Raw genomic sequence first — 15,224 nt, 5'->3', positions numbered from 1 at the left:
CCTGCCTTGAGAAAAAATGATCAGGCACACGATAGTCGGCACGGAAAGTTTAAGTAACTAGCAAAACAGCTAGGTTTTTCCTTCGGATCAGTCTTCCAGCAACCGGTAGTGGGTGGCTCGTACCACCGCCTGTACCCGGTTCTTGGCCCCCAGTTTGTGCATGGCCGAAGCCAGGTGCAGGGTGACTACGGCCAGGGACCGGCTCAATTGCGTGGCAATCTCGGCGGCGGTCAGCCCGTCGGCGGCCCATTTCAGGCATTCACGCTCACGCTTGGTCAGGCGGATATGCGGGTAGGAACGCAGCTCCTTGCTGAATAGCGGGTAGGCCGCTTCCTGCAAGGCGTGGGTAATCAGGCTGAAGTCTGACAACGTGCGGCGGGCGTCCTGCAACACCGTACTGGCCTTGCCGGTGCGCAGGCCGGTCAGCGAGGCGAAGCCGCCCCGGGGCAAATGGATCGGCACGCTGACGCCGCAGGTCATCTGCCGGTCGTGCAGGTAGCTGGAAACCGGGGCGTGGCAGGGGTCGATGATCTTTTGCAGTGCCGTATCGGCCTTGGCCTCGTAGGACCAGACAAATGGTGAAACCGTAGACAGTGCCAGGTGCTGCACCGGATCGATCTGATAGAAGCCAGCGCTGCACCACAAGCTGTACCAGTCGGGTGGCGTATTGCGCAGTTGCAGCACAGAAGGGGTGATCAGTGCACCATTATGGTCAATGGGCACGGGGGTGTAGTCGTAGACCAACGCGTCGAAACCCAGGTCCTGGGCCAATACGAGGGTGTTGTCCATCTGTTCATCCAGGCTCCTGCCGGGGATGAGACGGTCATTAAACGCCGTTAGCCTGGCCAGCATCCGTTCTGCTCCCGAATTCGTTTGAATCTCGTCTTGCTGCAAGTAGAATGCCACGCCCCGGCGAAGGACTGCCAGACCAAACCTATAAGAATTACCAGGTTATGGACGCGCGGCATCCTCGGTAGTGTTGGCCTTTAAACGGCCACTATTCCCAGGGCCGACACACAACAAGGAATGTATACATGTGGCGTGAAATTGCCCCCGACCAGCGGTACAACGTGCAAGTCGATGGTCACAACCTCGTGGCCTATAGCTTTGGCGAAGGCGATGAGGTGTTGCTGTGTCTCAATGGCGGCCCGGGCCTGCCTTGCGACTACTTGCGCGACGCTCATGGCTGGCTCAAGGACAACGGCCTGCGAGTGGTTGCATTCGACCAGCTTGGCACGGGCGCTTCAGCCAGACCGACTGATGTTTCGCTGTGGGAAATCAGCCGTTATGTCGAAGAAGTCGAAACCGTGCGCCAGGCCCTCGGCCTTGGTCGCGTGCATTTGCTGGGGCATTCCTGGGGCGGATGGCTGGGCATCGAATACGCCATTCACTACCCCGACGCGCTGAAAAGCCTGATCCTGGAAAACACCGTCGGCGACATTCCGCACCTGTCCCTGGAGCTGGAGCGCCTGCGCGGCGCCCTGGGCAGCGAAACCGTGGCGATGATGCAGCGCCATGAAGCCATGGGCACCCTCGATCACCCGCAGTACCAGGCGGCCATCACCTTGCTCAACTACCGCCACGTCTGCCGCCTGGATGAATGGCCGGCGCCGGTCCAGCGTTCCCTCGGCGACTGGAACATGGGCCCCTACGAAACCATGCAAGGCCCCAACGAATTCCTCTACATCGGCAACCTCAAGGACTGGAACCGCATCCCCGAGATGGCCGAATTCAAAATGCCGATACTGATCACCACCGGCCAGCACGATGAACTGACCCCGGCCTGCGCCATGCGTATGAAAAGCGCCGCCCGGCACGCTGAATTGCACGTGTTTCCCAACAGCAGCCATATGCCGTTCTACGAAGAGCCCCAGGCTTACTTCCCGGTGCTGCTGGACTTCCTTGCTCGTCACCGAGGCTGACGGATGAACCTGGCGCGTTACCGTTTTGTGCTGTCCCGGCCGCTGCAGTTGCTGCCGGTGCTGTTTGGCATCAGCCTGATCACCTTTGTACTGGTGCGCTCGATTCCCGGCGACCCGGCGCGTGCCCTGCTGGGATCGCGCAGCACGCCGGATGCGTTGCTGAAGATCCGCGCGCAGTACGGCCTCGACCAGCCCTTGTGGCTGCAATATTTCTACTTCCTGAAAAACCTGCTCAAGGGCGATTTGGGCCAGTCGCTGCTGTACAAGGTCGACGCGCTGAAACTGATCGTCACCCGCATCGAGCCGACCCTGTTCCTGGTGCTCGGCAGCGTGCTGCTGGCGCTGTTGATCGCGGTGCCGATGGCCACCGTGGCCGCACGTAACAAGGGCGGCTGGGCGGATAACCTGATCCGGCTGTTCACCACGGTCGGCCTGGGCATGCCGGCATTCTGGCTGGGCTTGATGCTGATCCTGTTGCTCAGCGTGCAGTGGGGGCTGTTCCCGGTCTCCGGCTATGGGCGTACCTGGCTGGACAAGGCGCACCACATGGTCCTGCCGTGCTTGACCATCGCCCTGGCGCTGTCGGCGGTGCTGGTGCGTAACCTGCGGGCGAGCATGTTGATGGAGTTGCAGGCCGATCACGTCACCGCCGCCCGGGCGCGCGGTTTGTCGGAGGCGGCGGTGTTTCGTCGCCACGTATTGCCCAACTCCCTGGTGCCGGCGGTCAACCTGCTGGCGGTGAACATCGGCTGGCTGATCAGCGGCACGGTGGTGATCGAAAGCCTGTTCGCAATTCCCGGCATCGGCCAGTTGCTGGTGCGCGGGATCTTCACCCGCGACTACATGGTGGTGCAGGGCGTGGCGATGGTGCTGGCTTGTGCGACGGTGCTCGTCAACTTTGTCGCCGATGTGGTGACGGTCGCGCTGGACCCTCGAGTGAAAATGCAATGAGCAGCCGCCCCTTGATTGCTCCGTGGCGCTTGCGCCTGCGCTTCGGCTTTCGCAATGGCCGGCTGACGGCGGCCTGGGGCCTGTTGATTCTGCTGACATGGCTGGCACTGGCCGTTTTTGCACCGTGGATCGCACCCTTTGACCCGATTGCGCAAAACACCGACATCAGTTTGCTGGGTCCCAGCCAGGCCCATCCATTTGGCACGGATAACTACGGGCGAGACATCCTTTCGAGGGTGATATGGGGTGCACGTATCGACCTGCAACTGGCAGTGGTAGGGGTGATCTTTCCGTTCCTGATCGGCACCTTTGTCGGTGCGGTGTCCGGCTACATCGGCGGGCGGTTCGACAGCTTCTGCATGCGGGTGATCGACGTGATTCTCGCGTTCCCCTTCCTGGTATTGATGCTGGCGATCATGGCCATTCTCGGCCCGGGCTTGAAGAGCTTTTATATCGCCATGGCGCTGGTGGGCTGGGTGTCCTACGCGCGGCTGATTCGTTCGCAAATCCTGGTGCTCAAGGAAAGCGACTTCGCCCTGGCCGCCAAAAGCCTGGGTTTTGGCCATGGGCGCATTCTGTTCCGGCATCTGTTGCCCAACGCGATGTTCGGCTCGATTGTGTTCTCGATGTCTGACGCGGTGCTGGTGCTGCTCAACGGTGCGGCGGTCAGCTACCTCGGTTTGGGCGTGCAACCACCGACAGCCGAGTGGGGCACCATGGTTGCCGAAGGCCAGGCGTTCATCACCACCGCCTGGTGGATCTGCACCTTCCCGGGCCTGGCCATCGTGACATTGGCCATGGGCTTCAGCCTGCTGGCCGATGGTGTGGCGCAAGTGTTGGGGGACCGCTCATGAGCCTTCTGCAAGTGCGCGACCTGAGCGTGATCGCCAATAACACTGGGCGTGATGTGACGCTGGTGGACCGGGTGTCCTTCGACCTGGCCGAAGGTGAAATCCTCGGCCTGGTGGGTGAAAGCGGCTCGGGCAAGACCATGGCCTGTCGCGGGCTGATGCGCTTGCTGCCGTCCCCGAGCCTGCGGGTGCAAGGCGGCTCGGTACGTCTGGCCGGCCAGGAGCTGCTCACGCTGGATGATGCCGGGATGCGCGCGGTGCGCGGCGGGCAACTGGGGATGATTTTCCAGAACCCCAGCAGTCACCTCGACCCACTGATGCGCATCGGCGAGCAGATCGCCGAAGGCATCCGTCTGCACCAGGGGGCGTCGAAAAAGGACGCGCGCTTGCAGGCCATCGAAGTGCTGCGCCAGGTTGGCATTCCCGATCCTCAAGCGCGTATCGACAATTACCCTCACGAGTTTTCCGGCGGCATGCGCCAGCGGGCGATGATTGCCGTGGCCCTGGGTTGCAATCCCAAGGTGCTGATCGCCGACGAACCCACGACAGCCCTCGACGTCACCGTACAGGCGCAGATCCTGCGCCTGCTGCTGGACCTGCGGGACCAGCGTGGCCTGTCGATCATCATGATCACCCACGACCTGGGCGTGGTGGCGCAAACCTGTGATTCCATCGCCGTGATGTACGCCGGCCGCCTGTGTGAGCACGGCAGCAAATACGAGCTGCTGGCGCACCCGCAACACCCTTACACCGCCGGCCTGATCGAGTGCCAGCCTGCCACGAGCAGCGGCCACGCCTTGTTGCGCACCATCGCCGGGCAGCCGCCATTGCTCGACGCATTGCCCAAGGGCTGCCGGTTCAACCCGCGCTGCCCGCAAGTCGGCACCTTGTGCACCGAGCTGTTGCCGGAAGGCGCGCGAGTGGCCTGTCACTATCCCTTGGGAGCTCGCCCATGACGCTGTTACAGGTGAATGACCTTGAGGTGCGTTTTGCCGCCAGCGGCGGCGGCCTGTTGGGTCTGAATAAACAGTGGGTGAGGGCGGTCAACGGCGTGTCCTTGACCCTGGCCGCCGGTGAAACCCTCGGTTTGGTGGGCGAGTCCGGCAGCGGCAAAAGTACGTTGGGGCGGGCGATCCTGCACCTCAACCCGATCAGCGCCGGGCAGGTGGTGTTTGATGGCATCGATATGGCCCACGCCGGGCCGGTCGATATCGCGCGTTTGCGGCACGAGACGGCGATGATCTTCCAGGATCCCTACGCGGCCCTGAACCCGCGTCTGACGGTCGGCGAAACCATTGCTGAAGTGCTGCGGGTGCAACGCAAGGTGTCGTCAGAAAATATCCCGCGCCGGGTCGACGAATTACTCGACCTGGTAGGCCTGCGCCCCGAGCTTGCCAGCCGCAAGCCTGGCTCCCTCAGCGGCGGCCAGTGCCAGCGCGTCGGTATTGCCCGGGCGCTGGCGGTAGAACCGCGGCTGATTATTGCCGACGAATGTGTGGCGGCCCTGGATGTGTCGATCCAGGGCCAGATCATCAACCTGCTGCTGGAACTGCAACAGCGCATGAACCTGGCGATCCTGTTTATCGCCCACGACCTGGCCATCGTCCGCCGTCTGTGCGACCGGGTGGCGGTGATGTACCTGGGGAAAATCGTCGAGGAAGGCCCGGTGGAAGCGGTGTTCACCACGCCGCGTCATCCGTACACGGCGGCGCTGATCCAGGCGATCCCGGAGATAGACCCGTATCGCCCGCTGCCCAGTGAACCTTTGCCGGGCGAGCCTCCCAGCCCGCTGAAATTGCCCAATGGTTGCGCCTTTCACCCGCGCTGCCGGCATGCACGCGCGGTGTGTGCCGAGGTATTGCCGCCGACTCATTTTGTGCAAACGCATCGGTACAGTTGCGTGCTTGAAGAGCCTTTGACCCTATCTGCCACTCGTGAACAACCGCCGTTATAGACAAGGAGTTATGACATGCAATCCCGTCACTTGAAGTTGCTCGCCGCCGCCACGCTCACCGCCTGGTCGCTGACCGCCGGTATCGCCCACGCGGCGGGTGTGCTCACCATCGGCTGCCGCGAAGACAGCACCACGTTTGACCCGATCAAAAGCGCGCAGAACCGCGATACCTGGGTGTTCGCCAACGTCTACGACACCTTGGTGCGCGTGGATAACCTGGGGACCAAAATGGAACCGGGGCTGGCAGAAAGCTGGGACATTTCCAAAGACGGCCTGACGTATACCTTCAAGCTGCGTGCCGCGAAGTTCTCGGACGGCTCGCCGATCACCGCTGACGACGCCGCGTTCAGCCTGTTGCGCATCCGCGACAACAAGGCCTCGCTGTGGAGCGACCCGTTCAGCCTGATCAACACGGCCAAGGCCAGCGACCCGCAAACCCTGGTAGTGACCTTGAAAACCCCGGCGGTAGCCTTCCTCTCGCAACTGGCTTCGCCGACGGTATCGATCCTGTCGGAAAAGGCCATGACCAAGATGGGCGAAGACGCCTACTCGGAAAACCCGGTGACCTCCGGCGCGTTTACCGTGGGCGAGTGGCGCAAGGGCGATCGGGTGATCCTGAAGAAGAACCCGAACTTCTGGCAGGCCGGCAAGGTGAGCCTGGATGGCGTGGAGTGGGTGTCGGTCACCGACGACAATACGCGCATGCGCATGGTGCAGAACAACGAGCTGGACACGGCGATCTTCGTCCCGTTTTCCCGGGTTGAAGAGCTGAAAAAAGACAAGAACGTGGTGGTCCACTCCGACCCGTCGACCCGTGAAGATCACCTGTTGATCAACCATGCCCACGGCCTGCTGGCCAAGCCGGAAGTACGCCAGGCGCTGGACATGGCCATCGATAAACAGTCGTTGGTGAAAACCGCCACCTTCGGCCAGGGCACTGTGGCCTATTCCTACATTCCAAAAGGCTCGCTGTACCACTACGCCAACAACCTGCAACGTCCGTATGACCCGACCGAAGCCAAGAAACTATTGGCCGCTGCCGGCGCTCAGGACTTGAAGCTCAACTACGTGGTCAACGCCGGCAACGAAGCCGACGAGCAGATCGCGGTGATGATCAAGGATCAGTTGGCCAAGGTCGGCGTGACAGCCAACCTGCAAAAGGTCGACCCGACCCAAAGCTGGCAGATGCTGGTGGACGGCGAATACGACATTTCGGTGATGTACTGGACCAACGACATCCTCGACCCGGACCAGAAGACCACCTTCGTGCTGGGCCACGACACCAACCAGAACTACATGACCCGCTACAAGAACGACAAGGTCAAGGACCTGGTGGCGGCCGCACGGATCGAGGCCGACCCGGCCAAGCGTGAGCAGATGTATGTCGACCTGCAGAAAATGGCGAAACAGGATGTGAACTGGATCGACCTGTACTACAGCCCGTACATCAACATCTCACGCAAGAACGTGAGCAACTTCCTGCAAAACCCGCTGGGGCGCTTCACGCTTGAGGAAGTGGTGAAGAACTGAGTTTTTAACCACACCACCAACCAATGTGGGAGCTGGCTTGCCTGCGATGCGGGCACCTCGGTGTTTCAGTCACACCGCGGTGATGCTATCGCAGGCAAGCCAGCTCCCACACAGACCGTATCAGGGTTTATTGCGCGTCAAACGCCTGCCCATTGATGCCCGTACTGTCCGGCCCCATCAGGTACAGGTATACCGGCATGATTTCTTCCGGTGTCGGATTATCGGTCGGGTTCTCCCCTGGATACGCCTGGGCCCGCATGCTGGTGCGGGTAGCGCCCGGGTTGATGCTGTTGGCACGCACCGGTGCGACGTTATCCAGCTCATCGGCCAGGGTCTGCATCAGGCCTTCAGTGGCAAACTTCGACACTCCATACGCGCCCCAATAAGCGCGGCCCTTGCGGCCCACGCTGCTGGAGGTGAACACCACCGACGCATCCTGGGACAGCTTGAGCAGCGGCAGCAGCGTGCTGGTCAGCATGAACATCGCGTTGACGTTCACGTGCATCACCCGCATGAAATTCTCACCCGACAACTGTTCGATCGGCGTGCGCGGGCCGATGATCGAGGCGTTGTGCAGCAGGCCGTCGAGGTGGCCGAATTCCTTTTCGATCATCGCTGCCAGCTCATCGTATTGATGGGGCAGGGCGGTCTCCAGGTTGAACGGGATCACCACGGGCTGTGGCTGGCCGGCGGCTTCGATTTCGTCATAGACCTGCGCCAGGTTGGCTTCGGTCTTGCCCAGCAACAGCACGGTGGCGCCATGGGCGGCATAGGTTTTTGCCGCCGCTGCGCCGATCCCGCGACCGGCACCGGTGACCAGGATGACCCGGCCCTTGAGCAGTTCTGGACGTGCGGAGTAATCAAACATAAACAACCTCGACAAAGTTCACAGAAAATCCATGTGATTGAGTGCGGCTAAGGCTCTTGTGGCGAGGGAGCTTGCTCCCGCTGGGGTGCGCAGCAGCCCCGGCTTTTCGCGACTGCTGCGCAGTCGAACGGGAGCAAGCTCCCTCGCCACAAAGGCACATCAACCTCAAGCATTCCCGATCAGCAACTGCACAGCGCGCTATCCAGGACCTTGCGCAATTCCAGCGGGTGATCCACCACCACGTCGGCACCCCAGTTGCGCGGGTTGTCGTCCGGGTGGATATAGCCATAGGTGACCGCCGCAGTGCGGGTGCCGGCGTCGCGGCCCGACTCGATGTCCCGCAGGTCATCCCCCACGAACAGTACGCTGGCCGGGTCCAGGTCGAGCATCTTGCACGCCAGGATCAGCGGCTCCGGGTCCGGCTTGCTGTTCTTCACGTGGTCCGGGCAGATCAGCAGCGCCGAGCGCTCCGCCAGGCCCAGTTGCTGCATGATCGGTTCAGCAAAGCGCAGCGGCTTGTTGGTGACCACGCCCCAGATCAGCCTGGATTTCTCGATATCCGCCAGCAGCTCTTCCATGCCCTCGAACAGCTTGCTGTGGATGGCGCAGCCCTTGAGGTAGCGCTCCAGGAATTCCTGGCGCAGCTCTTCAAAGCCTGGGGATTCGGGGTCCATGGAAAAGGTCACGGCGACCATCGCCCGGGCGCCGCCGGAGATTTCATCGCGGATGTGCTGGTCGTTCATCGGCGCCAGGCCGCGGTCAGCCCGCATGGCCTGGCAGATGGCGATAAAGTCCGGCGCGGTATCCAGCAGGGTACCGTCCATGTCGAAAAGAACCGCTTGCAACTTCACAGGCTTACTCCTCGCGCAGGGTCTGGATCATGTAGTTGACGTCAACGTCGCTGGCCAGCTTGTAGTGCTTGGTCAGCGGGTTGTAGGTCAAGCCGATGATGTCCTTGACGGTCAGCCCGGCCTGGCGGCTCCAGGCACCCAGCTCGGAAGGGCGGATGAATTTCTTGAAGTCATGGGTGCCGCGGGGCAGCAGCTTCATGATGTATTCGGCACCGATGATCGCGAACAGGTACGCCTTCGGGTTGCGGTTGATGGTGGAGAAGAACACCTGGCCGCCGGGCTTGACCATGCGGAAGCAGGCGCGGATCACCGAGGACGGGTCTGGCACGTGTTCGAGCATTTCCAGGCAAGTGACCACGTCGAACTGCCCGGGCATCTCTTCGGCCAGCTCTTCGGCGGTGATCTGCCGGTATTCGACGTTCACGCCCGACTCCAGCTGATGCAGTTGGGCCACGGCCAAGGGCGCTTCGCCCATGTCGATGCCCATCACGGTGGCGCCGCGTTGGGCCATGGATTCGCTGAGAATCCCGCCGCCGCAACCCACATCCAGCACCTTCTTGCCGGCCAGGTTGACGCGCTCGTCAATCCAGTTGACCCGTAGCGGGTTGATGTCGTGCAGGGGTTTGAACTCGCTTTCGCGGTCCCACCAGCGGTGGGCCAGGGCTTCGAATTTGGCGATTTCAGCGTGGTCGACGTTGCTCATGGGGAATCCTCTAAATCTGATAAAGCGTTTTGCCGGTCCTGGCATGCACTGCCAGGGCGGGCGTTATTCGGTGTGACCGCTGATGCGCTGGCCCCAGGCGATGGCCGTGGCGCACAACTGTTGCTCATCCAGGCGGGTCAGTTGCCGGTCGTCGAGCAATTGCTTGCCGCCGACCCAAAGGTGTTTCACACAATCGCGTCCGGTGGCATATATAAGCTGTGAGACCGGGTCGTAGATCGGTTGTTGCGCCAGGCCCGACAAGTCGAAGGCCACGATATCGGCGGCCTTGCCCACTTCCAGCGAGCCGACTTCACTTTCCAGGCCCATGGCTCGGGCGCCATTGAGGGTGGCCATGCGCAACGCGCGGTGGGCATCCAGGGCGGTGGCCGAGCCAGCGACGGCCTTGGCCAGCAGCGCGGCGGTGCGGGTTTCGCCCAGCAGGTCGAGGTCATTGTTACTGGCGGCGCCGTCGGTGCCTACTGCCACATTGACGCCGGCTTGCCACAGGCGTTCCACCGGGCAGAAACCGCTGGCCAGTTTCAGGTTGGATTCCGGGCAGTGGATCACGCTGGTGTTACTTTCTACCAGCAAAGCCAGGTCGTCCTCGCTGATTTGGGTCATGTGAACGGCCTGGAAGCGCGGCCCCAGCAAACCCAGGCGACCCAGCCGTGCCAGCGGGCGTTCGCCGCGCTGTTCAACGGACTGCTGCACTTCGAAGGCGGTTTCATGCACGTGCATGTGTATCGAGGCGTCCAGCTCCTCGGCGATCACCCGGATTTTTTCCAGGTTTTCATCGCAGACGGTGTACGGCGCGTGCGGGCCGAAGGTGATTTTGATTCGCGGGTGATGCTTGAGGTCGCCGAACAGCTCGACGCCCTGGCGAATCGCCTCGTCGGCGTCAGCAGCGCCGGGAATCGGGAAATCGAGGATCGGGATGGCGATTTGTGCGCGAATGCCCGCGTTGTGCACGCGTTCGCTGGCGACTTTCGGGAAGAAGTACATGTCCGAGAAGCACGTGATGCCGCCCTTGATCTGTTCGGCGATCGCGAGGTCGGTGCCGTCGCGCACGAAGGCTTCGTCGACCCACTTGGCCTCGGCGGGCCAGATGTGGTTTTCCAGCCAGGTCATCAGCGGCAGGTCATCGGCCAGGCCGCGAAACAGCGTCATCGCCGCGTGGCCGTGGGCGTTGATCAGGCCGGGGCTGAGCAGCATGCCCGGCAGTTCACGTACCTCGGTAGCCTTGAGCTTCAAGGCCGCCGCGCGTGGGCCGATAAACGCAATGCGCCCGTCGCGAATGCCCAGGCCGTGTTCCTTGAGCACGACACCGGCAGGCTCGACAGGTACCAGCCAGGTGGGCAGCAGCAATAAGTCGAGCGGGGCGGCAGTCGGTGTCATCGAGGGCGGTTTCCCAGGCATCTATAAAGAACGGCGAAGTATACCCGAGCGTCCTGGCTGGCGGATCGCTATAATCGGCGGCTTTTGTTCATGAGTGCGGGGTGAAGGATGCGCGATCGACTGTTGGCAGCGGAGACGGTGAAGGCCATTGATTGGCGTGATGGCGCACTGTACCTGCTCGATCAGCGTATTTTGCCGTCCTCGCAAACCTGGGTCGCCTGCACCAGTGCGGCCGAGGTGGCCGAGGCCATTCGCTCGATGGTGGTGCGCGGAGCACCGGCCATTGGCATCAGTGCGGCGTATGGCCTGGTGCTGGCCGCGCGTGCGCGCATCAAAGAGGGCGATGACTGGCAGGCCGCCTGGGAAGAGGACTACGCGCTGCTGGCGGACACCCGCCCGACGGCGTCGAATCTTTTTTGGGCCATGAAGCGCATGCGCGATTGCCTCGATCGCCTCAAGAAACACGCCGACCCGTTGAAGGTGCTGGAGGCCGAGGCGGTGGCGATTCACCAAAGCGACCGTGAGGCCAACCTGACCATGGCGCAGTTGGGTGTGGAGTTGATCCGCAAGCACCAGGGCAATGTCCAGGCGATCCTCACCCATGGCAATGCTGGTGCGCTGGCCACGGGCGGCGTGGGTACGGCCCTCGGTGTGATCCGCGGGGCGTTCCTGGAAGGCATGGTGGAGCGGGTCTACGCCAACGAAACCCGGCCCTGGCTGCAAGGCTCGCGGTTGACGGCCTGGGAGTTGTCCAACGACGGCATTCCGGTCACCGTGAATGCCGATTCGGCCGGCGCGCATATTCTCAAGACCAAGGGTGTGACCTGGGTGATCGTCGGTGCCGACAGCATTGCCGCCAATGGTGACGTGGTCAGCAAGATTGGCACCTATCAGTTGGCAGTGTGCGCGATGCATCACGGCGTACGTTTCATGGTGGTGGCGCCCAGCTCCACCATCGACCTGATGGCGGCCAGTGGCGATGACGTGCCGCTTGAAGAGCGCGACGCCCGTGAGCTGCTGGAGGTCGGCGGCACCCGTGTGGCGGCCGATGTAGATGCCTTCAACCCGGTGTTTGACGTAACGCCGGCGGACCTGATTGACGTCATCGTGACTGAAAAAGGCATCGTCGAGCGGCCCGACACGGCGAAGATGGCGCAACTGATGTGTCGTAAACGCCTGCATTGAGGCAATTCGCCCGCAAAAATCCCCTTGGATCCGGCTCTAAGCCCCTCTCGTCGCCGTCAAGCCTGTCATCCGTCAACTTACTATGCTCCATGCGCATCAGGGGGATAGGTGCGTGGCGGCGATTGTGATAACATCCGGCGGTTTCCAGGGTCACCCCAAGGGGTAACCTTTAATGCGCAGATCCGTGTCATAACTCGTTGATTTGTCGTAAGTCGTTGCCAGGCATCATGCCAGCAGCGGCGAGCTTCGTTCGTCCCATAGGATGTGACGAGGTTTCACCCGAAAAAGGAATCAGGCTTCTCATGGGCGAACTGGCCAAAGAAATCCTCCCGGTCAATATCGAAGACGAGCTGAAACAGTCCTACCTCGACTACGCGATGAGCGTAATTGTCGGTCGGGCACTGCCTGATGCGCGCGATGGCTTGAAGCCCGTGCACAGGCGTGTGCTGTTCGCGATGAGCGAGCTGGGTAACGACTGGAACAAGCCGTACAAGAAATCTGCCCGTGTTGTCGGTGACGTGATCGGTAAGTATCACCCTCACGGCGACACTGCGGTGTACGACACCATCGTTCGGATGGCTCAGCCGTTTTCCCTGCGCTACCTGCTGGTAGACGGCCAGGGCAACTTCGGTTCGGTCGACGGCGACAACGCTGCGGCCATGCGATACACCGAAGTGCGCATGACCAAGCTGGCGCACGAGCTGCTGGCCGACCTGCATAAAGAAACCGTGGACTGGGTGCCGAACTACGACGGCACCGAAATGATCCCGGCGGTCATGCCGACCCGTATTCCCAACCTGCTGGTCAACGGCTCCAGCGGTATCGCCGTGGGCATGGCCACCAACATCCCGCCACACAACCTCGGTGAAGTCATCGACGGTTGCCTGGCCCTCATCGACAACCCCGAGCTGACCGTCGATGAGCTGATGCAATACATTCCGGGTCCGGACTTCCCGACCGCCGCGATCATCAACGGTCGCGCCGGCATCATCGAAGCCTACCGCACCGGTCGCGGGCGCATTTACATGCGCGCCCGCTCGATGATCGAAGACATCGACAAGGTCGGTGGCCGTCAGCAGATCGTCATCACCGAACTCCCGTACCAGCTGAACAAGGCCCGTCTGATCGAGAAGATCGCCGAGCTGGTTAAAGAGAAGAAGCTGGAAGGCATCACCGAACTGCGCGACGAGTCTGACAAAGACGGTATGCGCGTAGTGATCGAGTTGCGTCGTGGCGAAGTGCCTGAGGTGATCCTCAACAACCTCTACGCCCAGACCCAGCTGCAAAGCGTATTTGGTATCAACGTGGTAGCGCTGATCGACGGCCGCCCGCGCATCCTGAACCTCAAGGATCTGCTGGAAGCCTTCGTGCGTCACCGCCGCGAAGTCGTTACCCGTCGTACCGTATTCGAACTGCGCAAGGCCCGTGAACGCGGCCATATCCTGGAAGGCCAGGCGGTTGCGCTGTCGAACATCGACCCGGTTATCGCCCTGATCAAGGCTTCGCCGACACCGTCGGAAGCCAAGGAAGCCCTGATCAAGATGCCGTGGGAATCCAGCGCCGTAGTGGCAATGGTTGAACGTGCCGGTGCCGATTCGTGCCGTCCGGAGACCCTGGACCCACAATACGGCCTGCGCGACGGCAAGTACTTCCTGTCCCCGGAACAGGCCCAGGCCATCCTGGAACTGCGCCTGCACCGCCTGACCGGCCTGGAACACGAGAAACTGCTGGCCGAGTACCAGGAGATCCTCAACCAGATCGGCGAGCTGATCCGCATCCTCAACAGCGCCGTGCGCCTGATGGAAGTGATCCGCGAAGAACTGGAAGTGATCCGCGCCGAATACGGCGACGTGCGTCGCACCGAGATTCTCGACGCCCGTCTCGACCTGACCCTGGGTGACATGATCCCGGAAGAAGATCGCGTCGTGACCATCTCCCACGGTGGCTATGCCAAGACCCAGCCGTTGGCTGCGTACCAGGCCCAGCGTCGTGGCGGTAAAGGCAAATCGGCTACCGGCGTTAAGGATGAGGACTACATCGCTCACCTGCTGGTTGCCAACAGTCACACCACGCTGCTGCTGTTCTCCAGCAAGGGCAAGGTGTACTGGCTGAAAACCTACGAAATCCCGGAAGCGTCCCGCGCCGCCCGTGGTCGTCCGTTGGTCAACCTGCTGCCGCTGGACAGTGATGAATACATCACCACCATGCTGCCGGTGGACGAATACACCGAAGGTCACTTCATCTTCATGGCCACCGCCAAGGGCACTGTGAAGAAGACCCCGCTGGAATCTTTCAGCCGTCAACGCAGCGTGGGCCTGATCGCCCTCGAACTGGATGAAGGCGACGTACTGATTTCGGCCGCCATTACCGATGGCGAGCGTGAAGTCATGCTGTTCTCCGACGGCGGCAAGGTGACGCGCTTCAAGGAATCCGACGTTCGCGCCATGGGCCGTACCGCCCGCGGTGTGCGCGGCATGCGTCTGCCGGAAGGGCAGAAGCTGATTTCGATGCTGATCCCGGAAGAAGGCAGCGAGATCCTCACTGCTTCGGCCCGCGGCTACGGCAAGCGTACGGCCATCAGCGAGTTCCCTGAGTACAAGCGTGGCGGCCAGGGCGTTATCGCCATGGTCAGCAACGATCGCAACGGCCGTCTGGTCGGCGCGGTCCAGGTGCTGGATGGCGAGGAAATCATGCTGATTTCCGACCAGGGCACCCTGGTACGTACCCGGGTTGATGAAGTGTCGAGCCTGGGGCGTAACACCCAGGGCGTGACCTTGATCAAGCTGGCCAGCGACGAGACGTTGGTAGGCCTGGAGCGTGTCCAGGAGCCATCGGAAGTCGAGGGCGAGGAGCTGGAAGGTGAAGAGCTTGAGGGCGAGGTAATCGCCGGTGGCGATGACAACGTCGACGAGCCAACACTCGACGCTGCCGCAGACGAAGAAGAACCGCAGGAATAAGCGGACACACAGGGGGCGGATGAAGATTCGCCCCCTTGTTGTTTGTCCCTTTTGAAA

13 protein-coding genes are annotated in these 15,224 nt (G+C 61.8%); 8 read left to right on the top strand and 5 right to left on the bottom strand.

Translation table 11 applies throughout. The features are described from left to right. Positions 1 to 87: 87 nt before the first annotated feature. A complete protein-coding gene (locus V3W39_RS03535) occupies positions 88 to 852 on the bottom strand; it encodes a LuxR family transcriptional regulator (RefSeq protein ID WP_177045584.1) in 765 nt (254 codons plus the stop codon). Positions 853 to 1,034: 182 nt separating this feature from the next. Here V3W39_RS03535 and V3W39_RS03530 point away from each other — a divergent pair, with 182 nt between their 5' ends. Genes V3W39_RS03530 through V3W39_RS03505 form a run of 6 tightly spaced genes read left to right on the top strand, consistent with a single transcriptional unit; the run spans position 1,035 to position 7,208 of the window. Then, entirely contained in the window at positions 1,035 to 1,922 is an 888-nt protein-coding gene (locus V3W39_RS03530) for a proline iminopeptidase-family hydrolase (RefSeq protein ID WP_008437674.1), read from the top strand. A 3-nt stretch (positions 1,923 to 1,925) separates the two neighbouring features. After that, positions 1,926 to 2,873, top strand: coding sequence for an ABC transporter permease (locus tag V3W39_RS03525; RefSeq protein WP_076017283.1), 948 nt, complete (start codon positions 1,926 to 1,928; stop codon positions 2,871 to 2,873). Further along, on the top strand, positions 2,870 to 3,727 hold the full coding sequence (locus V3W39_RS03520; RefSeq protein ID WP_003218837.1) for an ABC transporter permease: 858 nt from the start codon (positions 2,870 to 2,872) through the stop codon (positions 3,725 to 3,727). The genes V3W39_RS03525 and V3W39_RS03520 overlap by 4 nt, the downstream gene beginning before the upstream one ends. Next, the gene (locus V3W39_RS03515; RefSeq protein WP_177075655.1) at positions 3,724 to 4,680 is read left to right on the top strand and encodes an ABC transporter ATP-binding protein; all 957 of its coding nucleotides are present in this window, start codon (positions 3,724 to 3,726) and stop codon (positions 4,678 to 4,680) included. Before V3W39_RS03520 ends, V3W39_RS03515 begins: the two co-directional genes overlap by 4 nt. Beyond that, positions 4,677 to 5,678 carry an ABC transporter ATP-binding protein gene (locus V3W39_RS03510; protein ID WP_177075653.1) on the top strand — a complete coding sequence of 334 codons (1,002 nt, stop codon included), beginning with the start codon at positions 4,677 to 4,679 and terminating at the stop codon, positions 5,676 to 5,678. Before V3W39_RS03515 ends, V3W39_RS03510 begins: the two co-directional genes overlap by 4 nt. 15 nt (positions 5,679 to 5,693) lie before the next feature. Continuing rightward, on the top strand, positions 5,694 to 7,208 hold the full coding sequence (locus tag V3W39_RS03505; protein ID WP_177075651.1) for an ABC transporter substrate-binding protein: 1,515 nt from the start codon (positions 5,694 to 5,696) through the stop codon (positions 7,206 to 7,208). A 127-nt stretch (positions 7,209 to 7,335) separates the two neighbouring features. Here the strand turns inward: V3W39_RS03505 and V3W39_RS03500 are convergent, their stop codons facing one another. The 4 genes from V3W39_RS03500 to V3W39_RS03485 all read right to left on the bottom strand — a co-directional run bounded on the left by V3W39_RS03500 (position 7,336) and on the right by V3W39_RS03485 (position 11,025). Further along, positions 7,336 to 8,076, bottom strand: a complete 741-nt coding sequence (locus V3W39_RS03500; protein WP_003218829.1) for a YciK family oxidoreductase — start codon at positions 8,074 to 8,076, stop codon at positions 7,336 to 7,338. Positions 8,077 to 8,255: 179 nt separating this feature from the next. Continuing rightward, on the bottom strand, positions 8,256 to 8,927 hold the full coding sequence (gene mupP, locus V3W39_RS03495) for an N-acetylmuramic acid 6-phosphate phosphatase MupP (RefSeq protein ID WP_177045568.1): 672 nt from the start codon (positions 8,925 to 8,927) through the stop codon (positions 8,256 to 8,258). Positions 8,928 to 8,931: 4 nt separating this feature from the next. Continuing rightward, positions 8,932 to 9,630: a bifunctional 2-polyprenyl-6-hydroxyphenol methylase/3-demethylubiquinol 3-O-methyltransferase UbiG gene (gene ubiG, locus V3W39_RS03490; protein WP_003218825.1), complete on the bottom strand. Its 699-nt coding sequence runs from the start codon at positions 9,628 to 9,630 to the stop codon at positions 8,932 to 8,934. A 63-nt stretch (positions 9,631 to 9,693) separates the two neighbouring features. Continuing rightward, entirely contained in the window at positions 9,694 to 11,025 is a 1,332-nt protein-coding gene (locus tag V3W39_RS03485) for a TRZ/ATZ family hydrolase (protein WP_330212198.1), read from the bottom strand. Positions 11,026 to 11,133: 108 nt separating this feature from the next. On the opposite strand from V3W39_RS03485, the gene mtnA reads away from it, so the two are divergent. Together mtnA and gyrA are read left to right on the top strand one after the other, a co-directional pair. Then, positions 11,134 to 12,210 carry an S-methyl-5-thioribose-1-phosphate isomerase gene (mtnA, locus tag V3W39_RS03480; RefSeq protein ID WP_177045565.1) on the top strand — a complete coding sequence of 359 codons (1,077 nt, stop codon included), beginning with the start codon at positions 11,134 to 11,136 and terminating at the stop codon, positions 12,208 to 12,210. Positions 12,211 to 12,512: 302 nt separating this feature from the next. Further along, positions 12,513 to 15,167: a DNA gyrase subunit A gene (gene gyrA / locus V3W39_RS03475; RefSeq protein WP_177045564.1), complete on the top strand. Its 2,655-nt coding sequence runs from the start codon at positions 12,513 to 12,515 to the stop codon at positions 15,165 to 15,167. Positions 15,168 to 15,224: the final 57 nt, after the last annotated feature.

The sequence above is a fragment of the Pseudomonas sp. Z18(2022) genome, from assembly GCF_036346535.1.
In the GTDB taxonomy this organism is placed as follows: Bacteria; Pseudomonadota; Gammaproteobacteria; order Pseudomonadales; family Pseudomonadaceae; genus Aquipseudomonas; species Aquipseudomonas yamanorum_A.
This window is presented reverse-complemented; position numbering and strand designations above follow the sequence as displayed.